Origin of the sequence: Sphingomonas anseongensis, from assembly GCF_023516495.1 — a bacterium.
In the GTDB taxonomy this organism is placed as follows: domain Bacteria; phylum Pseudomonadota; class Alphaproteobacteria; order Sphingomonadales; family Sphingomonadaceae; genus Sphingomicrobium; species Sphingomicrobium anseongensis.
This window is the reverse complement of the sequence record NZ_JAMGBC010000001.1, coordinates 1,238,771-1,258,905: the sequence shown is the minus strand read 5'-3', so window position 1 is coordinate 1,258,905 and position 20,135 is coordinate 1,238,771. Positions and strand designations below refer to the sequence as shown.

Below are 20,135 nucleotides of genomic sequence, written 5' to 3'. Positions count from 1 at the left end.
GTGGCGGAGTAAAATCGTGAAGGACCGCGAGAACGCAAAGACGGCCGCAACGCCGAACGTGACCCGCGGCGAGCAGATGCTCGCGCTGCGCAAGAAACGGATGGCGGCGGCGCCGCCCATTCTTCGCGGCGGATTTCGCCCCTTCTTCTTCGGAGCAGCAAGCTGGGCGGTCATCGCGATCGCCTTGTGGGTGTTCGCTCTCGCCGGCCAGCTGGTCCTTCCCACCGCCTTCGACGCAATCGCCTGGCATCGCCACGAGATGCTCTTCGGATTCGTCGGAGCGGCGGTGGCCGGCTTCGTCCTAACCGCGATCCCGAACTGGACCGGCCGGCTTCCGATCGCTGGAAACCCGCTCCTCGCGCTCTTCGGCCTGTGGTTCGCAGCGCGCGTTGCGGTGCTTTTCTCGGCAGCTGCGAGCCTTTGGGTCGCCGCGATCTTCGACGTCGGACTGTTCGTCACCCTAGGCGCGATGGCGGCGCGCGAGGTCATCGCCAGCAAGAACCGCAACCTCCCGATCGTCGGGCTGGTCCTCGTCTTCGGCCTTGCGGATGCGGCAGACTATGCGGGGGCCGTCGGGTTGGTCTCGCCGGACCTCGGCTGGCGGGGCGCGATTTCGCTGGTCATCATCATGATCTCCGTGATCGGCGGCCGCATCATCCCCTCCTTCACCAGGAACTGGATGGCAAAGCAGGGCGAGAAGAAGGCTCTGCCGACCCAGCCTCAGCCGCTCGACCTGCTGGTGATTGTCACCGTGGCGCTGGCGCTGATCTTCTGGCTCGCGTTCCCGGACGTGCAACTGACCGGCTTCATCCTGATGCTTGCTTCCGCGGCGCAGCTTCTCCGGATGTCGCGCTGGGGCGGGATCCGAACCTTCAGCGATCCGTTGGTCGTGATCCTTCACGTTGGATACCTCTGGGTTCCGGTCGGGCTCATGCTGCTCGGCCTATCCATTGCGGGCGTCGACCTGCCGCGAAGCGCGGGCGTTCACGCGCTGACCGCCGGAGCGATGTCGACCATGATCCTTGCGGTGATGACCCGGGCGAGCCTCGGCCATACCGCTCGCGAGCTCAAGGCGAGCCCGGTCACGGTTCTTTCCTACGTTTGCGTGACCATCGGCGCGCTGCTTCGGGTGACGGCCTCCGCGGGCGTTGGCCCGTATGGGCCGATGCTCGACGCCGCCGGCGCCTTCTGGGGCGCTGCGCTCCTGCTTTTCGCGATCGCTTATTATCCGGTGTTGTGGGGGCCTAGACTCGGCGAGCGATAAGGCTCCCCGCTCGTCGACTACTCTCGGAAACATGCGCGCCGCTGCCGTGGCCGGCACAGCAGCGGTGCAACCGTTTCAGTCGCTCAACGTTGCCATTTCCAAACTTAAATCAGGCGGCGCCGACCGGCCCGCCGGAAATGACGGAACGCAATGGAAGAAATACAGAAGAAAGCGTCGACGGGCGTCGAGGGGCTCGACGACATCCTCTCCGGCGGCCTGCAGCGCGGCCGCCTATATTTGGTCGAGGGAAGCCCGGGGACGGGCAAGACTACCATCGCAAGCCAGTTCCTCCTCGCAGGAGCGGAAGCCGGCGAGCGCGGGCTCTACATCACGCTGTCGGAGACCGAGGAGGAGCTTCGCGAAAGCGCCGCCTCGCACGGCTGGAAGTTCGAAGAACCCAATGCGATCTTCGAGCTGGTTCCGCCCGAAAGCTTGCTCGACGAAGACCAGCAGCAAAGCCTGCTCTATTCGTCCGACCTCGAGCTTGGCGAAACCACCAAGCGCATCTTCGAGGCGATAGAGAAACACAAACCCATTCGGGTGGTGATCGACAGCCTGTCGGAAATCCGGCTGCTCGCGCAAAGCTCGCTTCGCTACCGGCGCCAGGTGCTATCGCTGAAACATTATTTTTCACGCACTGGCGCCACGGTTGTCATGCTCGACGACCTGACCAGCGACAGCCACGACAAGACCGTCCACAGCGTCGCCCACGGAGTGATCAGGCTCGACGAACTCGCGCCCGATTACGGCGCGGAGCGGAGGCGGCTGCGCGTGCTGAAATATCGCGGCCAGAATTTCCGCGGCGGCTATCACGACCTCATCATCAAGACGGGCGGAGTGCAGGTCTTTCCGCGCCTGGTTTCCGCGGAGCACAGGTCTAAGTTCAAGCGCGAGACGCTTAAGAGCAACTCGACCGAGCTAAACACCTTGCTCGGTGGCGGGATCGAACGCGGATCGAGCACTCTGATCCTCGGACCCGCGGGCACCGGAAAGTCGCTGCTTTCGCTGACCTTCGCGGTTCAGGCCGTGGAGCGTGGCGAGAAGGCAGCCGTGTTCATCTTCGATGAGGAGATCGGGCTTCTGTTCCAGCGGGCGAAGGGACTCGGCCTAGACCTTGAACAGCTTCAGAAATCCGGGAATCTCCTGGTTGAGCAGGTCGATGCGGCAGAGCTTGCGCCGGGCGAATTCGCTCACCGCGTTCGGGTGTGCGTCGAACAGCACAAGGTGCGAACCGTGATCGTCGACAGCCTCAACGGCTACCAGGCGGCGATGCCTGAGGAGAAGCAGCTGATCCTGCACATGCACGAGCTTCTGCAATTCCTGAACCGGCAGGGGGCGACCACCTTCCTGACGGTCGCGCAGCACGGTTTGGTCGGCGACATGCGCTCGCCCGTTGACGTCACCTATCTCGCAGACACGGTCATCCTGCTCCGCTACTTCGAGGCTGTGGGACGAGTGCGCCGGGCCATCTCCGTCATCAAGAAGCGGACCAGCGCCCACGAGGACACGATCCGGGAATATCGGATCGGACAGAAGGGTATCAACCTTGGCGAGCCATTGACGAATTTCCAGGGAGTCCTTCGCGGGGTCCCGGAAATGGTCGGGATCGACAAGGCGCTGATGGACCTCGAAACTTGACCCCTCGCGACCGCTCGGAAAGTGCGCTGATCCTGGCGCCCGTGGGCCGCGACGCGAATATCGCTGCGGGAATGCTGCGCGAAGCGAGCATTTCATCGGTGATTTGCCCCGACCTCGAATGCCTGGCCCGGGAGCTGGATGACGACGTCGGCTTCGTCCTGGTGGCCGAAGAGGCGCTCGTCGGCCGCGACCTTCGCAAGGTCGCTCGCTGGATCGACGAGCAGCCCGAATGGTCGGACCTTCCCTTCGTGCTTTTAACCCACAAGGGCGGCGGGCTGGAGCGCAATCCGGAGGCTGCACGGCTGCTCGACACCCTCGGGAACGTCACCTTCGTCGAGCGTCCGTTCCACCCGACCACGCTCGTCAGCCTTGCGAAGGCGGTGCTTAGAGCCCGGCGCCGTCAATACGACGCCCGCGCCCGGCTGAAGGAGCTGCAGCAGAGCGAGGACCGGCTGCGCACCGCCAACGAGACTCTGGAGGGGCGCGTCGTAGAGCGCACCCGCGAGCATGAGCTCGCTCTGGCCAAGCTCCACGAAGCGCAGAAGCTTGAGATGCTGGGCCAGCTGACGGGCGGAGTCGCGCACGACTTCAACAACCTGCTCACTCCGGTGATCGGCAATCTCGACCTGCTTCGCCGGAGGCTGGCGCCCGGCGACCCGTCGCAAAGGCTGATCGATGCGGGACTCCAGGCCGCCAGCAGGGCAGCGACCTTGGTGCAGCGCCTTTTGGCCTTCGCCAGGCGCCAGGACCTGATGGTTCGCTCGGTGAATGTCGGCGCGCTTCTGGACGGCATGCGCGACCTCATCCGCCGCTCGATCGACCCGGCGATCGAAGTGCAGATCACCTATCCCGAAGACCTTCCGCCGGCGCGGGTCGACCCCAACCAGCTTGAGCTTGCGATCCTCAACCTCGCGATCAACGCCCGCGACGCCATGCCTCGCGGAGGGGCCCTAACGATCAGCGCGGAAGCGGAGTTCGGAAAATCGGAAGGCGAGGCCGACTGTGTCCGGATCCTCGTCAGCGACACCGGGATGGGAATGGACGAGCACACGCTGGCGCGCGCGGTCGAGCCTTTCTTCTCGACCAAGGGCGTCGGCAAGGGAACCGGCCTTGGGCTCTCGATGGTCCACGGCCTCGCGGCGCAGCTAGGCGGAAGCCTCGAATTGAAGAGCACGCCCGGCCACGGAACGGTCGCCGAGATGCGGCTTCCCGTCGCCGCCGAGCCAGCGCGCGAAGAGGAACGGTCTACGCGGCCGCTGATCCCCGCAGCGAGACGGGCAACCATCCTGCTGGTCGACGACGAGGAGCTGGTCCGGATCGGAACGAGTGAGATGCTGACCGACCTCGGTTACGAGGTTCTCGAGGCCAACTCCGCTGCGGAGGCGCTTCGGCTGCTTCGGAGCGGCGACGAAGCCGACCTGATGATCACCGACTATTTGATGCCAGGGATGAACGGAGCTGAGCTCATCCAGCATGCGGCGAAGCTGGCGCCGGCGATGAAGGCGATGTTGATCACCGGCTATTCAACCCTCGCCGAAGGGCCGGGAGCATCGGTCCCGCGCCTTGCCAAGCCGTTCCGTCAGGCCGACCTCGCGGAGTTCGTCGCCGAGCTGTTGCAGTCCCAGGCGCCGGAGAATGTGGTTCAGTTTCGCGCCGACCGCTGAGATCGACACCAGGCAAAAGAAAAGGCCCCGCGATCGGATCGCGAGGCCTTTGTCTTTTCAGCCGGGCTGACGCTCGGATTTAATCCGAGTCGTCGCCGGTCAGGAACGCCGGAGCGAACTTGGGCGCTTCGCCCTCGTCACCGCCCTGGCGCTCGCCACCCTCACGCTCGCGGCGCGGGGGACGACCGCCACGGTCGCCGCCGCCTTCGCCGCGCGGTCCGCGATCCCGGTCGCCGCCACGGCCACCGCGATCGCCGCCGCCGTCGCGCCTCGGACCACGGTCACGGCCGCCACGGCCGCGATCTCCGCGGTCGCCGCGAGGTCCGCGGTCACGGTCGCCACCCTCGCGAGGCTCGCGAGGGGGACGCGTGTCGGGAAGCTCTTCGCCGGTTTCCTGGTCGACGAGACGCATCGACAGGCGGACCTTGCCGCGCTGGTCGACCTCGAGCAGCTTGACCTTCACTTCCTGGCCTTCGCTCAGCACGTCGCGGACGTTCTCGACCCGCTCGTTCCTGATCTCCGACACGTGAACCAGGCCGTCCTTCCCGGGCATGAAGGTCACGAACGCGCCGAAATCGACGATATTGGCGACCTTGCCGGTGTAGATGGTGCCCGGCTCCGGCTCGGCGACGATGCCGTGGATCCACTGGCGGGCAGCCTCGATCTGCGACAGGTCGGACGAGCTGATCTTGATCACTCCGTCGTCGTCAATGTCGACCTTGGCTCCGGTCTCGGCGACGATCTCGCGGATCACCTTTCCGCCGGTCCCGATCACTTCGCGGATCTTGTCCTTCGGGATCTGCATCGTTTCGATGCGCGGCGCGTGAGCCGAAAGCTCGCCACGAACGGACCCGAGGGCCTTGGCCATCTCGCCGAGGATATGCGCACGGCCGTCCTTCGCCTGGGCGAGGGCGGTCTTCATGATCTCCTCGGTGATCCCGGCGACCTTGATGTCCATCTGCAGCGATGTGACCCCGGTCGCGGTGCCCGCAACCTTGAAGTCCATGTCGCCGAGGTGGTCCTCGTCGCCAAGGATGTCGCTGATCACAGCATAGTCCTTGCCTTCGAGGATGAGGCCCATCGCGATACCCGCGACCGGCGCCTTCAGCGGAACGCCGGCATCCATCAGAGCCAGGCTTCCGCCGCACACCGTGGCCATCGACGAGGAGCCGTTGGACTCGGTGATGTCGGACAGGACGCGGATCGTATAGGGGAACTCCTCCGCACTCGGCAGCATCGGGTGGAGAGCGCGCCAGGCAAGCTTGCCGTGGCCGGTCTCGCGCCTCGACGGAGCGCCGAAGCGGCCCACTTCGCCGACCGAATAGGGCGGGAAGTTATAGTGCAGCATGAAGGCCTGGTAGGAGAGGCCCTCAAGACCGTCGATCATCTGCTCGGACTCCTTGGTTCCGAGAGTGACGGTGACGATCGCCTGGGTCTCCCCACGGGTGAAGATCGCCGAGCCGTGGGTGCGCGGAAGGAATCCGACCATCGACTCGATCGGACGGACCGTCTTGGTGTCGCGTCCGTCGATCCGGCGGCCTTCCTTCAGGATTGCGCCGCGAACGATGTCCGCTTCCAGGCTCTTGACCGCCTTGCCGGCGACCAGCTGCTCCTGCGGGTCGGCCTCGGCGAAAGCTTCCTTTGCCTTGTCGCGGGCCGCGTTGAGGGCGGCCGAACGCTCCGACTTGTTGGTCAGCTTGTAGGCGGCCTCGATGTCCTTGCCGACGATGTCCTTCAGCTTCTTCTTGATGCCGGCCTTCTGGTCCGAGGTGGACTCCAGGTCCCACGGGTCCTTGGCCGCCTTCTCGGCGAGGCTGATGATCGCCTCGCAAACCTTCTGGCTGGCCTTGTGGCCGAACATGACCGCACCGAGCATCTGCTCTTCGGTCAGCTCCTTGGCCTCGGACTCGACCATCATCACCGCATTGGGCGTTCCGGCCATCACCAGTTCGAGCGCGCTTTCCTTCGTCTGCTCAGGCGACGGGTTCAGGATGTACTCGCCATCCTTGAAGCCGACGCGGGCAGCGCCGATCGGGCCCATGAAGGGCACGCCGGAGATGGTCAGCGCAGCCGAAGCGGCGATCATCGCGACGATGTCGGGCTCGTTCTCTCCGTCGTAGGAAAGAACCTGGGCGATCACGAGGACCTCGTTGTAGAACCCTTCCGGGAACAGCGGGCGGATCGGCCGGTCGATGAGGCGGCTGGTGAGCGTTTCCTTCTCGGTCGCTCCACGCTCGCGCTTGAAGAAGCCGCCGGGGATACGGCCGGCAGCCGAGAATTTTTCCTGGTAGTGAACGGTGAGCGGGAAGAAGTCCTGCCCCGGCTTCACGTTCTTTGCGGCGGTGACTGCGCACAGGACCACCGTTTCGCCGAGGGTCGCGAGAACCGCGCCGTCGGCCTGGCGGGCAACACGGCCCGTTTCGAGCTTGAGGGTCTTGTCCCCCAGCTCGATTTCCACTGTCTTGATGTCGAACATATCTTTTCCTTCACCCCGCCAGCCGGATGCCGGCGGGACAGCTGTCGCAGGCAATCCGGCCTGCGGTCGGTTCGGGGCCTCTTGAATTGCCCCTCAAAGGCCAGTCCGCCGAATTGCGGTTGGCCAATATGAAGAACGGCTCCGTTTGGGAGCCGTTTCCTCAGTTACTTGCGAAGACCCAGCTTCGCGATGATGTCGGTGTAGCGTTGCTCGTCGTTGTGACGAAGATAGTCGAGCAGCGAGCGGCGCTGGTTCACCAGCATCAGAAGCCCGCGGCGGGAATGGTTGTCCTTGGCGTGCGTCTTGAAATGCTGGGTCAGGTTCTGAATCCGCTCGGTCAGGATCGCGACCTGGACTTCCGGCGAACCGGTGTCGCCCTTGCCACGGCCATGTTCCTTGATCAGCGTTTCCTTGCGCTCGGCTGTAATCGACATTGTTTTTATCACTCCGCGACATCGAGAAGATTGAAACCCCGGACGACCTTCAGGCCGTCGGCCGTGGCTTCCACGAGGGCCACCGGAATTCCGTCCGATGTCGCAACCTGAAGCCCCGGACTTACCGGGAACCCGCCAAGCCGCTGTCCATGACGGAGCAGCACTGCCTGGTCGGGAGTGACGGGGAGGGCCGGGATGTCGTCCAGCGCAGCTTCCAACGGAAGCACCGCCCTCGTCAGGTCGCGCGCCTTAGCGGCTTCACCCAGAAAGTCCAGCGAAATGGCTGATTCCAGGCCGAACGGCCCGGCGCGCGTGCGTCTGAGATAGGTGACGTGCCCCACCGCTCCAACCGCCTGGGCGATGTCTCGGGCCAGCGAGCGGATGTAGGTGCCCTTGGAGACGGTGGCGGAAAGGGTCACTTCATCGGGATTGGCGTCGAGCAACCAGAGCTCGTGGATCGTCACGCGGCGCGGTTTCATTTCGACCTTTTCGCCTGCCCTCGCTCGGGCATAGGCCGCCTTCCCATCCAGCTTCAGCGCCGAATAGGCCGGCGGCACCTGCTCGATTTCGCCGGTGAAGCGAGGAAGGACCGCCTCCACCTGGTCGCGCGACGGTCGCACGTCGCTGGTCGCGATGACCGTGCCTTCGGCGTCGAGCGTGTCGGTTTCCCCGCCGAAGCTGATCGTGAAATCATAGGCCTTGGTCGCGTCGAGCATCCTCCCAGCAAGCTTGGTCGCTTCGCCCAGAGCGATCGGCAGGACCCCGCTAGCGAGCGGGTCGAGCGTGCCGCCGTGACCGACCTTGGTCTTCGGCTCCCCCGCTTCGCGGAGCGCGCGCTTGACTGCTGACACCGCCCGCGTCGAGCCGAGCCCCACGGGCTTGTCGAGGATGATCCAGCCGGACCTCACTTGTGCAATCGCTCCTGCTTGCGCGCGCCACCTGCCTCCGGTAGCCCGCGCGCACACTTAACGGGTCGACCCACATGGATGAAAGCCAGCGCGACGAGCGCGTCGCGAAGCTGCTGGGCTCGGAGCACATCCGCTACCAGAACATCAACCTCGGCGGCGGAGAAACCACTGGCGGCCATACGCGCACGTCGATGGACGACATATTGTTCGCGAGCGATCTCAAGGGGCTTCGGCTGCTCGATATCGGCTCGGCGCTCGGCCATTTCTGCCTCGAGGCACTGAAGCACGGTGCGTCGGCCGCGACCGGGCTGGAAACGTCACCCGAACGCGCACGCCATGCGCGCGAAATTGCCGACATCGTCGATCCGCGGGCCCAATATATCCCGGCAGACTTCGAATATTGGGACAGCGCCGACAAAAGCTTCGACGTCGTGCTCTGCCTCAACGTGCTGCACCATTTGTACGACCCGGTCGCGGCGCTTCGGAAGATCATGCGGATCACGGCCAAGCGCTTCTACCTGGAGGTCGCGCCCGTCAGCGTCCGCGACGTCGTGAAGATGGGCAATCCGCTCGCGCTGTTCGGGGCATCCGGCCTACCGGTCATCCTCCTGGGGCCGACAGCCAACAGCACCCGAGCCGCCGACCGCACCTTCACTTTCTCGAAGAAGGCGATCGCTACGATCGTCAACGGCCACAGCAAGGCCTACGAGCAGGTCATCTTCCACCATTCGAGCTTCAAGGGCCGCTGGATCGTCGAGGCGCGGAGGCGCGACATCGGCCATCTGGTCGTAGTCTGCGGTCCGACCGCGGTCGGCAAGTCCTCCTTCATCCGGGCACTGGACGACCCGAAGCTGCGCAAGAAATTTGGCATCGCCGACAACTTCACGAGCGTCAGCGCCAATCGTCTCGACGATCTCGAGCCTGGGCGGCACGACACGCTCGTCTTCCATTACGACATGCTCCGGCCCTTCGACCGCCCGTTGCAGTCGCACGGTCGCGATCCGGCCTTCCACATTCTGCAGTCGGCGGAGCGGATCACCTTCATCACGCTGGCGGCCGAGGGAAAGGCGCTCCAGCAGCGGATCGGTAGCGAATCCGCCCGTGCGTCGGGCCGCAAGGGCCGCAAACGCCACGCACTGCTTAAGAAGCAATATGGCAACCCGGCCTTCCTAAAGGCCTGGTACGACGCCTGGGCGAAGGCGACCGCGCCGTTCGGCGGCAAGTCGTTCCTCGTTCGGGCGCAAGAGGGCTACCCGACGATCAAGCCCGAAACGCTGTCGAAGCTGCTGGAAAGCTAGAACCGAAGAACCGAGCGCCAGCGGCCCGGCGTCGGCCGGTCGGGCGCTTGCACGGCCTCTATCGGATATTCGAAGTCGGCTAGCGGTAGCTTGTGAGTCTGCATGAGCCGCTTGTTGTCCTCGACATAATAGTCGCGGAGCCAGTCGGCGGTCGGCTTGCCGACCAGCTGGTCGAGCGCCGGTGAACGGCCGAAGAGGCCGGTGCGGTTGGCGCTTTCAAGAAGCTGCCGCCGGGCGTCGTACCAGCCGGGCACGTGAACCACGGACGTCTTGTCCTGGACCGACCGGGCGGTGAGCAGGTTAGTCGCGCGCGCAACCTGCATCAGCGAGTGCGAATAGCTCGCGTGCTTCCGCTCTACCGAAACCTTGTCCCAGTCGACGTCGAGAGCCAGCCGTTTCGAATAATCGCGGAGGAAGTCGACGCCGCCGGTCGCGAACTGTTCGTAGAGAAATATGTGCACGTTTCCGGCCCCGAACAGGCCTTCGTACAGCTCGATCAATCGCGAGTAGCGGAAGAAGGCAATATCGAACCGCGGCTGCTTGTAGGTCGAGGCGTTGGGCCCGATCAGATAATCCTTGGGGAAGAAATAGCGGCGCGCGCTACGCGTCCCGCCGGAGCGGACGTACTGCGCGTAAGCGGCCACGAGGATGCTCGGCTGCGACCTGATGAAGATGACGATGCGGGCGTCCGGATATGCTTGTTTCAATTGCTCGGCGAGCACCTTGGAGACCATCCCGCCCACGCCGCCGTTGTGAAGGTAGCCGCACAGGCCCTCCTCACTGATCAGGCCCGCCTCATGCTCGCCGAGGCCAAGCGTCTTCCGGAATTTCTCCGGGTCGAAATCGAGCGCGTTCCAATCAGCGAGTGCGGCCTTGATCGCTTCGCGGCCGATGTATCGGGGCGAGTTGAGGTGCGGATAGAAAGCCTTCTGGAACCAGGTGCTCGCGGTCTTGGGATAGCCGATGTGGATGATCGGCATGCCTTCCGCCTTGGCGCGTTTGCTGACGATGGCCATTCCCCGCTGACGAGCGCGTGAGCCCAAGCCTTAGACCGGCCATTCCTCGCGCAAAATAGCGAAAAGCACCGTGTCGCGAACGTGGCCGTTCCAGGTGATGCCGTGGCTTCGCATCACGCCTTCGCGGACTGCGCCGAGATTCTTCATCGCTGCCTGGCTGCGGGTGTTCCGCCTGTCGACGCGGAATTCGACGCGCCGATAGCCGAATTCGAAGGCGCGCTTCAGCATCATCGACTTGCAGCGCCGATTGAAGCCGATGTGGCGGAGGCGCGGGCGATAATAGGTGCTGCCGATCTCCAGCAGCTGGCGGCTGTCGTCGATGTTCAAATAACAGCTGAAGCCCGCGAACGTGTCGCCGTCACGGAGCGCAAAGCGGACCCATTCGGCACGCGCCATCAGCTGGTCGAACGCGGCATCGAAATTTTGAGCGCCGAAGTCTGCATACCAGATCTGCCAAAGGTCCGGGTCTTCGCCGCACGCCAAGCGGAGATCCTCTCGATGCGCTTCGGTCAGTAGCTCGGCGCTGCAGTCGTCGCCCTGCATCGGCGCATCGAGCCCCGCGATCATTCGCCCTCGATATCCTGGGCGACCTTGGGCGACCTCAGCAGGCGGTCGATGTGTGTGCCTTCATCGAAGCTCTCGTCCGCCAGGAACTTGAGCTTGGCGGCATATTTCAGCTGCACGCGGCGGGCAACCTCGCGCTGGAGGTAGGCCGTGTTCTGGCGCAGCGCCTTGAGCACCGCTTCCTCGTCCTGGCCGAGCAATGGCTTCACGAACACGGTCGCGTGGCGAAGGTCGGGTGACATCCGCACCTCGGTGACGCTGACCAGGTGGTTCTGAAGCGTCTCGTCATGCACGTCGCCGCGCTGGAGCAATTCGCTCAGCACGTGGCGCACCTGCTCGCCGACGCGGAGGAGGCGGACCGAGCGGCCTTCGGGAGTTTCAACCTTGCGCACGTTACTTCACCGTCAAATACACGACCGAAACGAAGGTTAGCAGCAACATTGGTGCGCATCCTGCCAGCCAGCCAACGATCCGGTTGACTTTCTTGGCCGAGAGTTGGCCCGGCGGAGTGTCAGGCTGCTCGCTCAAAGCGTCCGCGCGCGCTCCTCGACCTCGAACACTTCGAGCGAGTCGCCCGGCTTGATGTCGTTGGTATCGGCCAGGAGAACGCCGCACTCGAGGCCGGACGTGACCTCGGAAACGTCGTCCTTGAAGCGCCGAAGCGAGGAGATGGTCGTCTTGGAGACGATGACGTCCTCGCGGGTGAGGCGGGCGTTGAGGCCCTTGCGGATAATGCCCTCGAGGACGAGGAGGCCGGCGGCCTTGTCCTTCTTGCCGGCGGGGAAGACTTCCTTGACCTCGGCGCGTCCGACGACCGTCTCGATGATCTCGGGACCGAGCTCGCCTGCCATCGCCCCCTTCACCCAGTCGGTAAGGTGGTAGATGACGTCGTAATAGCGGAACTCGACCTTGTTGCGGTCGGCGACTTCGCGGGCCTTGGCATTCGGTCGGACGTTGAAGCCGATGATCGGCGCTCCGCTCGCGCTTGCGAGAGTCACGTCGCTTTCGGTGATCGCGCCCACGCCCGAGTGAAGTATCCGGACCTTGATCTCGTCGGTCGACAGGCGGTTGAGCGCATGGACAATCGCCTCGATCGAGCCATGGACGTCCGCCTTGACCACGAGCGCCAGCTCCTTGGTCGTCGACGCATGGTTGGCGAACATGTTCTCCAGAGTCACCGGCGCTGATGTCGTGCGCTTCTTGTCGAGCACGCCCTGACGATAGGACGCGACTTCGCGAGCGCGCGCCTCGTTCTCGACGACGGTGAACGCGTCACCGGCGGCCGGCACCACGGACATTCCGAGCACTTCGACCGGAACCGACGGCCCGGCTTCCTTAACCTGGCGACCCTTGTCGTCGATCATCGCCCGGACCTTGCCCGACGATGCGCCAGCGACGAACACGTCGCCGACGCGAAGCGTGCCGCGCTGGACGAGCACGGTCGCGAGCGGGCCGCGGCCCTTGTCGAGCTTGGCTTCGACCACCGTGCCTTCGGCGGCGCGGTCCGGGTTGGCCTTCAGTTCGAGGATTTCAGCCTGGAGCTGGATGGCTTCGAGAAGCTTGTCGAGGTTGGTCTTCTTGAGCGCGGAGACTTCGACGTCCTGCACGTCGCCGCCCATGTCCTCGACAATGACTTCGTGCTGGAGAAGCTCCTCGCGGACCTTCTGCGGCTTGGAGTCCGGCTTATCGATCTTGTTGATCGCGACGATCATCGGGACGCCGGCAGCCTTGGTGTGGTTGATCGCCTCGATCGTCTGCGGCTTCAGGCCGTCATCGGCTGCAACCACGAGGATGACGATGTCGGTGACGTTGGCACCGCGGGCGCGCATCTCGGTGAACGCCTCGTGGCCCGGAGTGTCGAGGAAGGTGATCCTCGACTTGTCCGGAAGGCTGACCTGGTAGGCGCCGATATGTTGGGTGATCCCGCCGGCTTCTCCGGAGACGACGTCTTCGCCGCGGATGGCGTCGAGGAGCGACGTCTTGCCGTGATCGACATGGCCCATGATCGTGACCACCGCCGGACGCGCCTTCAGAGTTTCCGGAGCATCGACGTCCTCGGACGTGTCGATGTCGATGTCGGACTCGCTCACGCGCTTGATCGCGTGGCCGAACTCGGTGACGAGAAGCTCGGCGGTGTCCTGGTCGATGGTCTGGGTCAGGGTGACGGGCATGCCCATCTTGAACAGGGCTTTGACCAGGTCGGCGCCGCGCTCGGCCATACGGTTGGCGAGCTCCTGGACGGTGATCGCCTCGGGGACGACCACGTCGCGGACCTGCTTGGCGGCCGGACCGGCTTCCTGGTGATGGCGCTTTTCCTTTTCGCGGGCGCGGCGGAGCGCAGCGAGCGAACGGGCACGGCTGTCGTCCTCGCCGGACAGGGCACGGCTGACGGTGAGCTTGCCGCGATGGCGCTGCTCATCGCCGCGGCCGCGCGACGGACGCGCAGGCTCCGGGCGCTTGGCTGCTGGCGCATGGCCGTGACGGCGCGGGCCGCGCTCGTCGTCCTCGTCCGGGACCTGCGGCGCGGCTGGTTCCGGCGCGGCAGGAGCCTGGGCAGCGAGCGCTTCCTCTTCGGCGCGCTTGCGAGCTTCTTCGGCGGCAGCTTCCTCGGCCTTGCGGTTGTCCTCGGCGCGGCGGCGCTCGTCCTCGGTCTGCTCGACCTTTTCGCGATCTTCGCGGCGGCGAGCTTCCTCGAGCGATGCGAGGCGCGATTCCTCGGCTTCGCGAAGAAGGCGCTCCTGCAATTCCTTCCGGTTGGCGAACTCGTCGGCTGGCGACGCCTTGGGCGCGCGGGCGGGAGCCGCGGGCTTGGGCTCGGGCTTCTTTGCCTCTGGAGCAGGCGCGGGCGCGGGCTCCGGCGTTTTGGGCGCTTCGGCCGCTTCGCCGGGCTTGCCCAGGATTCGCCGCTTCTTCACCTCGACGACGACCGTGTTCGAGCGGCCGTGGCTGAAGCTCTGCTTCACCTTGCCGGTCTCGACCGTCCGCTTGATCCCCAGCGGGGCGCGCGTGCCAAGCTTCGGCTTTTCGGTCTGCTCGCTCATTCTGTTCCTTCAACTTCGTCAGCCGAGCCGGTTCCAGAGGCGGAATCGCCGCCTAGAAAGCCGGCATCGGGGTCAATGAAAGCTCGCCACCTGGCAAGCGCTTGGTTTACGCGAGCCGCGGCAGCGGGTTCGATCAGGGCGACATGTACCACATTTTCGCGCCCCAAAGCTAATGACAAGATAGTGCGGTCCTCGGGGAATATCACCCCCTTCGCCTCGCCGCCGCCGACCCGCCACGCCTGGTCGAGCGCCCTCGTGCCGTCCTCGGCCGCGTCCGATGCGTGGATCAGCAGCCGGACCTTGCCCGATCGGGCCGCCGCTTCGACCTTGTCGGTGCCGTTGATCAGGTTGCTTGCCCGCGCTTCCATTCCAAGGCGGTCAAGCGCGTATTGGCGAAGCGCCTGCTCGGTTCGCTCGGCAAGATCGTCGGGCACCGACAGCTCGCCGGTCTTGAAGGCTCGCTGAAGCGCGCCCTTCAGCTTGCCGTTAGCGACGGCCTCCTCAAGCTGGGCCTTGCCGACCGAAATCCAGGCGCCGCGGCCGGGCGCGCGGGCGCGAACGTCCGGCGCGACCGTCCCGTCGGGACCGAGCGCAAGCCGGATGAGCTCATCGGGAGCCGCCTTCCGGCGGGTGAGGACGCAGGTTCGCTCGGGCGTGTGCTTCAGGCGCTCGGCGGTCTCATTGCTTGTCTTCCGCAACAGCGTCCTCCTGCTGCGGCGCCTTGTCCTCGTCCTCGAACCAGTGGGCTCGGGCGGCCATGATGATCTCGTTGCCCTGCTCGTCGCTCAGCCCATATTCGGCCAGGATACCGCCCTTGTCCTCGGACCGGACCGGAGCGTCGGAGCGCCGGCGCGGCTCGACCCGGCGCTTCTGCACCAGCTCGTCGGTGGCAAGGTCGGCGAGGTCGTCGAGAGTCTTGATGCCCGCCTTGCCCAAAGTCACCAGCATCTGCTCGGTGAGGTGCGGCATTTCGGCGAGGGCATCCTCGACCCCAAGAGCCCGGCGTTGCTCGCGAGCGGCAGCCTCGCGGCGGTCGAGAGCTTCGGTTGCCCGGCTCTGGAGCTCGGTCGCGATGTCCTCGTCCAGCCCCTCAATGGTGCTGATTTCCTCCTGCGGAACGTAGGCGACTTCCTCCAGCGTGGTGAAGCCTTCGGCCACCAGCAGCTGCGCGAGCGTCTCGTCGACGTCGAGCTCCTCCTGGAACATCGTCGAACGCTCGACGAACTCGCGCTGGCGCTTCTCGCTCGCGTCGGCTTCGGTCAGGATGTCAATCTGGCTGTTGGTCAGCTGGCTGGCGAGCCTGACGTTCTGGCCGCGGCGGCCGATCGCGAGGCTGAGCTGGTCGTCGGGAACCACGACTTCGATGCGGCTCTCTTCCTCGTCGATGACGACGCGGCTGACGGTGGCCGGCTGGAGTGCGTTGACGACGAACGTCGCCAGGTCCTCGGACCAAGGGATGATGTCGATCTTCTCGCCCTGGAGTTCCTGGACGACGGCCTGCACCCTGCTGCCCTTCATTCCGACGCAGGCGCCGACCGGGTCGATCGAGCTGTCGTGGCTGATGACCCCGATCTTCGCGCGCGATCCTGGGTCGCGTGCCGCGGCCTTGATCTCGATGATTCCGTCGTAAATCTCGGGGACTTCCTGCGCGAAGAGCTTCTTCATGAAGTCCGGGTGAGCGCGGCTCAGGAAGATCTGCGGGCCGCGGGCTTCGCGGCTGACCCGAAGGATCAGCGAGCGGATGCGGTCGCCAACGCGAACCATTTCGCGAGGGATCTGCTGGTCGCGGCGGATGACGCCCTCGGCGCGGCCGAGGTCGACGACGACGTGGCCGAACTCGACGCGCTTGACGACTCCGGTGATGATCTCGCCGGCGCGGTCCTTGAATTCCTCATAGTGCCGCTCGCGCTCGGCATCGCGGACCTTCTGGAAGATCACCTGCTTGGCGGCCTGGGCAGCGATGCGCCCGAACTCGATCGGGGGCAGCGGATCGACGATGAAGTCGCCGAGCGCGGCACCCTTCTCAAGCTTCTGCGCGCCCTTGAGGTCGACCTGCTTGAAATGATCCTCCGGCTCCTCGACCACTTCGAGAACTCGCCACAGGCGAAGCTCGCCGGTGTTCTGGTCGAGCTTTGCTCGGATGTCGTTCTCGGCGCCGTATCGGGCCCGGGCGGCGCGCTGGATCGCGTCTTCCATCGCCTCGATGACGATCGCTTTGTCGATCAGCTTCTCGCGCGCGACCGCATCGGCGATGGCGAGCAATTCGGCCTTGTTTGCAGTCGGAGCCGCTGGTGCTGCGGTAGCCATGTCTTCTAACCTTCCATTTCTTCGATTTCGTCCGCACCTTCGAGGCTTAGCGGCGCGGTTGCCTTGATAAGTTCGTCAGTGAGCAGGAGCTTTGCCGACGCGATGGACCCGAACGGGACCGCATAGTCCCTGCCATCCTTGCCCAGGACATGGACGGTATTGCCTTCGCCCGTGCCGCGCAGCTCGCCTGAAAATTGCTTCCGGCCGCCCATAGGTTCGGCCAGGTTGATCCGCGCCTCGTGGCCGGACCAGTCGTCATAATCCTTCAGCCTGGTCAGCGGCCGGTCGATTCCGGGCGAGCTGACCTCCAGCCGGTACGCGCCTTCGATCGGATCCTTCTCGTCGAGCAGCTCGGACAGCCGCCTCGAGATCGTCTCGCAATCGTCGATGAGAAGCTGACGGGTGTCGGGCCGCTCGGCCATCACTTGGAGCGTGGGATCGGAGGTCCCGCCGATCATCGCGACGCGCACGAGATCGTAGCCGAGCGATTTCAGCTCGGGCTCGATCAATCGTGTAAGCGCGGCATTGTCGGCCACTTGCTCGTCCTGCTTAATCCAAAACGTCTCTCGGACCGGCCGCTGGGAAGCGACCAGCCTCAGCATCAATGACGATGTCGAGGAGAGAAGCGCGATATAGGCTTGTCGAGGCAGCCGCGCAAGCGAGCTTAGCCGCGGAGCGCGTGGTTCTCCTCGCGGACGCGAACCGTGAGCACGGCAGCGTTGAGAAGGCTGAATATCAGCGCCACCCAAGGAAGCCCGAAGACGAGCGGAAGCACTGCGATTTCGCCGATCACGACCCAATAGTTCGGGTGGTTGACGAAGCGGTACGGGCCTTCCTTCACCAGATCTTCGCCTGGAACGACGATGATCCGCGTCGTCCAGCGCGGCCCCAGCGTTGCCAGCACCCACAGCCGCGCGGCTTGCAGGATCACATACATCGCCAGCCAGAACATGTCCGGCGAGCGGTCATTTGCGAGGAGCCAAAGCGAGCCAAGCCACAACACATGGACGGCGACGATGAGGGGGTAATGGCCAGCGGCATGCTCGGTAGCGCCCTGCGCTTTCAGCCTCTTGGTGTTCCTGTCGGCGAAGATGAGCTCGGCGAGCCGCTCGAGAGTCACATAGCCGAGGATCGCGACTGCGAAGAGGTTCATGCGGACTCCAGCATCAGGCCGGCGCCGGTGAAGCCCGGGCCGAAAGCCGTCAACATAACGCGTTTTGGAAGCCCGCGCTCAATGAGGCGTTCGAGCACGAAGAGGACGGTCGGCGCACTCATGTTGCCGTAGTCGTTGAGTACTTCGCGCTCGAGGTTGAGCTCGCCCTGCGGAAGGTCGAGCGCGCTCTCGATCGCGTCGACCACCTTAACCCCGCCGGGATGGCAGCAGAAGCGGTCGACGTCGTCGCGGGTGCGGCCGAGGGAGGCAAGCATCTCGTCGACGGCCGTAGCCATATTTTCCTCGACGAACGGCGGGATCGCCCGGTCGAAGACGACGGCGAGGCCCGGGTCCTCGACGTTCCAGCCCATGATCCGCTGCGTGTCCGGCCACAGCTTTTCGGCAGCGCCCGTGATTTGACCGATGCAATGGGTGCCGCTCCTCAAGACCGCGGCCGCCGCCCCGTCCCCGAACAAGGCGGTTGCGACGATCGCGGCGGGATCGTCGCTGTCGAGCCTGATCGAAATGGAGCAGGTCTCGACGGTGACGAACAGCCAGTTGGATCCAGGCTCTGCGGCCGCGAGGCGCGCCGCTGTAGCGAGGCCGTTCACCCCGCCCGCACAGCCAAGCCCGAAGATCGGGACTCGCCGGACGTCCGGGCGAAGGCCGATCTTCGGCCCGACCCGAGCCTCGAGGCTGGGTGTCGCGATTCCGGTAGTGGAAACGGTGACGACGCCGTCGATTTCGGACGGGTCGAGGCCCGCCTTTTCGATTGCAGCGGTCGCTGCGCGCTCGAAAAGGTCCTGCGCGGCCTCCAAATAGAGGGCGTTGCGGTCGCGCCAGCCATGCGGCCGGTCATACCAGTCGAGCGGAGCGACGACGTGGCGCTTTGCGATCCCTGCATTGTCGAACACGCCCGACAGCCGGTCGAAAAGGGCTGGCCTTCCGCCCCAAGCTTCGCGAGCCAGTTCTTTCGCCTGATTCTGAGCGACGACGTGCGGAGGCACTGCGGTCGCGAGGGATAGAAGGCTGCACGGTTGCATTATGCATCCTTAGACAGTGTGGCAGCCCCACATGTTCCCTTACGGGAGTGCAACAACTGGTATGACCCTGCGCTTAATACAAGCCTCGCTAATGTTAGTGGTCGCATCTTGCGGTGCGCCTGCCCCGACTTCGGCCCAGCCAGGGCAGTCGGACAGCGGCCTCTCCGAAGCAGAGCGCCCCTTCACCGTCACCGAGGTGATGAAGTTCGATGCGCCGTGGGCGATGGACTTCCTTCCCGGAAGCGGCCTGCCGCTGACCAATGCGGCTCTGGTGACGGAGAAAGACGGCAGGCTGTTGCTGGTCAATGTCGCCACCGGCGATCGGAAGGAAGTGTCCGGGACTCCGGCCGTCGTCGCTCAAGGGCAGGGCGGGCTGCTGGACGTCGTCACAGCGCCGAGCTTCGCCGGCGACGGGATGATCTACCTGACCTTTTCCGAAGCCTCCTCGAACGGCGGCAGCCAGCTTGCGCTGGCGCGGGCCAGGCTGGTCATGGGTGCACAGCCGAAGCTGGAGAATTTGCAGGTCATTTGGCGCAATCCGACCGGAGGCAAGGGAGGCCATTACGGAGCCCGGATCGCTTTTGCCCCCGACGGCCGGTCGCTTTTCTTGAGCGCGGGCGAGCGGCAGCGGTTCTCTCCGGCGCAGGACATGAGCCTGCCCATGGGCAAGATCCTTCACCTCACGTTGGACGGGAAGCCGGCGGCCGACAATCCGTGGACAGGAAAGGCGGGCGCGGCGAGCGTCCGGGTCACCGATCCGCCGGAGGATTCGGAAGCCGCGAAAAAGGCGCCGTCACGCACGGTGAAATGGCCGGGCACGAACCTGACTCCGGCCGAGACCTGGACGTACGGTCATCGCAACCCGCTCGGCCTCGCCTTCGCGCCCGACGGGCGGCTGTGGCAGGTTGAAATGGGTCCGCGCGGCGGAGACGAGCTGAACCTGATCGTTCGCGGCAAAAACTACGGCTATCCCCTCGTCTCGAACGGCGACAATTACAACGGGGTGCCGATCCCGGACCACAAAGCCGGTGATGGGTTCGAGGCTCCCAAGGTCTTTTGGAACCCCTCCATCTCGCCCGGCGGCTTCATCATCTACACCGGCGACAGATTTCCTCAGTGGAAGGGCGACGCGCTTGTCGCCGCCCTATCGGGACAGGCGCTGATCCATGTCGATATCGACGGCGACAAAGCCAGGAAGGCCGACCAGTGGGACATGAAAGCGCGCATCCGCGCGGTCGACCAGGGGCCGGATGGAAGCGTCTACCTGCTCGAGGATGGGGAAGCGCCCGGGCGGGGCCGGCTGTTGAGGCTCGACCCCGCCCGGTAAGT

The 20,135-nt window shown here is 65.0% G+C and carries 17 protein-coding genes; 5 read left to right on the top strand and 12 right to left on the bottom strand.

Translation table 11 applies throughout. The features are described from left to right. Positions 1-16: 16 nt before the first annotated feature. From LZ519_RS06550 to LZ519_RS06540, 3 genes are all read left to right on the top strand, one after another. Positions 17-1,264 carry an NnrS family protein gene (locus tag LZ519_RS06550; protein ID WP_249867901.1) on the top strand — a complete coding sequence of 416 codons (1,248 nt, stop codon included), beginning with the start codon at positions 17-19 and terminating at the stop codon, positions 1,262-1,264. 150 nt (positions 1,265-1,414) lie between these two features. Next, positions 1,415-2,902, top strand: a complete 1,488-nt coding sequence (locus tag LZ519_RS06545) for a DUF7125 family protein (RefSeq protein ID WP_249867900.1) — start codon at positions 1,415-1,417, stop codon at positions 2,900-2,902. Then, on the top strand, positions 2,899-4,566 hold the full coding sequence (locus tag LZ519_RS06540) for an ATP-binding protein (RefSeq protein ID WP_249867899.1): 1,668 nt from the start codon (positions 2,899-2,901) through the stop codon (positions 4,564-4,566). Before LZ519_RS06545 ends, LZ519_RS06540 begins: the two co-directional genes overlap by 4 nt. Before the next feature lie 79 nt (positions 4,567-4,645). Here LZ519_RS06540 and pnp read toward each other — a convergent pair whose 3' ends face one another. The 3 genes from pnp to truB form a co-directional block, all read right to left on the bottom strand. Next, a complete protein-coding gene (pnp, locus tag LZ519_RS06535; protein WP_249867898.1) occupies positions 4,646-7,042 on the bottom strand; it encodes a polyribonucleotide nucleotidyltransferase in 2,397 nt (798 codons plus the stop codon). 164 nt (positions 7,043-7,206) lie between these two features. Continuing rightward, complete coding sequence (rpsO, locus tag LZ519_RS06530; protein WP_249867897.1) at positions 7,207-7,476, bottom strand: 30S ribosomal protein S15; 270 nt, start codon at positions 7,474-7,476, stop codon at positions 7,207-7,209. Between the two features lie 8 nt (positions 7,477-7,484). Continuing rightward, positions 7,485-8,384, bottom strand: a complete 900-nt coding sequence (gene truB / locus LZ519_RS06525) for a tRNA pseudouridine(55) synthase TruB (RefSeq protein ID WP_249867896.1) — start codon at positions 8,382-8,384, stop codon at positions 7,485-7,487. A gap of 74 nt (positions 8,385-8,458) precedes the next feature. On the opposite strand from truB, the gene LZ519_RS06520 reads away from it, so the two are divergent. Next, on the top strand, positions 8,459-9,682 hold the full coding sequence (locus LZ519_RS06520; RefSeq protein WP_249867895.1) for a class I SAM-dependent methyltransferase: 1,224 nt from the start codon (positions 8,459-8,461) through the stop codon (positions 9,680-9,682). On the opposite strand, the gene LZ519_RS06515 is transcribed toward LZ519_RS06520, so the two are convergent. The 9 genes from LZ519_RS06515 to LZ519_RS06475 form a co-directional block, all read right to left on the bottom strand. Further along, positions 9,679-10,698, bottom strand: coding sequence for a hypothetical protein (locus tag LZ519_RS06515; protein ID WP_249867894.1), 1,020 nt, complete (start codon positions 10,696-10,698; stop codon positions 9,679-9,681). The genes LZ519_RS06520 and LZ519_RS06515 overlap by 4 nt on opposite strands. A gap of 30 nt (positions 10,699-10,728) precedes the next feature. Next, positions 10,729-11,265 (bottom strand): GNAT family N-acetyltransferase, encoded by a 537-nt coding sequence (locus LZ519_RS06510; RefSeq protein WP_249867893.1) that lies wholly within the window; start codon positions 11,263-11,265, stop codon positions 10,729-10,731. Then, complete coding sequence (gene rbfA / locus LZ519_RS06505) at positions 11,262-11,654, bottom strand: 30S ribosome-binding factor RbfA (RefSeq protein ID WP_249867892.1); 393 nt, start codon at positions 11,652-11,654, stop codon at positions 11,262-11,264. The genes LZ519_RS06510 and rbfA overlap by 4 nt, the downstream gene beginning before the upstream one ends. Positions 11,655-11,786: 132 nt before the next feature. Then, a complete protein-coding gene (gene infB, locus LZ519_RS06500) occupies positions 11,787-14,303 on the bottom strand; it encodes a translation initiation factor IF-2 (RefSeq protein WP_249867891.1) in 2,517 nt (838 codons plus the stop codon). After that, complete coding sequence (locus LZ519_RS06495) at positions 14,300-15,001, bottom strand: DUF448 domain-containing protein (RefSeq protein WP_249867890.1); 702 nt, start codon at positions 14,999-15,001, stop codon at positions 14,300-14,302. The genes infB and LZ519_RS06495 overlap by 4 nt, the downstream gene beginning before the upstream one ends. Further along, positions 14,982-16,610, bottom strand: coding sequence for a transcription termination factor NusA (gene nusA, locus LZ519_RS06490; protein ID WP_249867889.1), 1,629 nt, complete (start codon positions 16,608-16,610; stop codon positions 14,982-14,984). The genes LZ519_RS06495 and nusA overlap by 20 nt, the downstream gene beginning before the upstream one ends. 5 nt (positions 16,611-16,615) lie before the next feature. Next, positions 16,616-17,146 (bottom strand): ribosome maturation protein RimP, encoded by a 531-nt coding sequence (gene rimP / locus LZ519_RS06485; protein WP_249867888.1) that lies wholly within the window; start codon positions 17,144-17,146, stop codon positions 16,616-16,618. 128 nt (positions 17,147-17,274) lie between these two features. After that, on the bottom strand, positions 17,275-17,763 hold the full coding sequence (locus LZ519_RS06480; protein ID WP_249867887.1) for an isoprenylcysteine carboxyl methyltransferase family protein: 489 nt from the start codon (positions 17,761-17,763) through the stop codon (positions 17,275-17,277). Next, positions 17,760-18,806, bottom strand: a complete 1,047-nt coding sequence (locus LZ519_RS06475; RefSeq protein ID WP_249867886.1) for a type III polyketide synthase — start codon at positions 18,804-18,806, stop codon at positions 17,760-17,762. Before LZ519_RS06475 ends, LZ519_RS06480 begins: the two co-directional genes overlap by 4 nt. A 91-nt stretch (positions 18,807-18,897) precedes the next feature. On the opposite strand from LZ519_RS06475, the gene LZ519_RS06470 reads away from it, so the two are divergent. Next, positions 18,898-20,133: a PQQ-dependent sugar dehydrogenase gene (locus LZ519_RS06470; RefSeq protein WP_249867885.1), complete on the top strand. Its 1,236-nt coding sequence runs from the start codon at positions 18,898-18,900 to the stop codon at positions 20,131-20,133. The last annotated feature ends 2 nt before the right edge of the window (positions 20,134-20,135 follow it).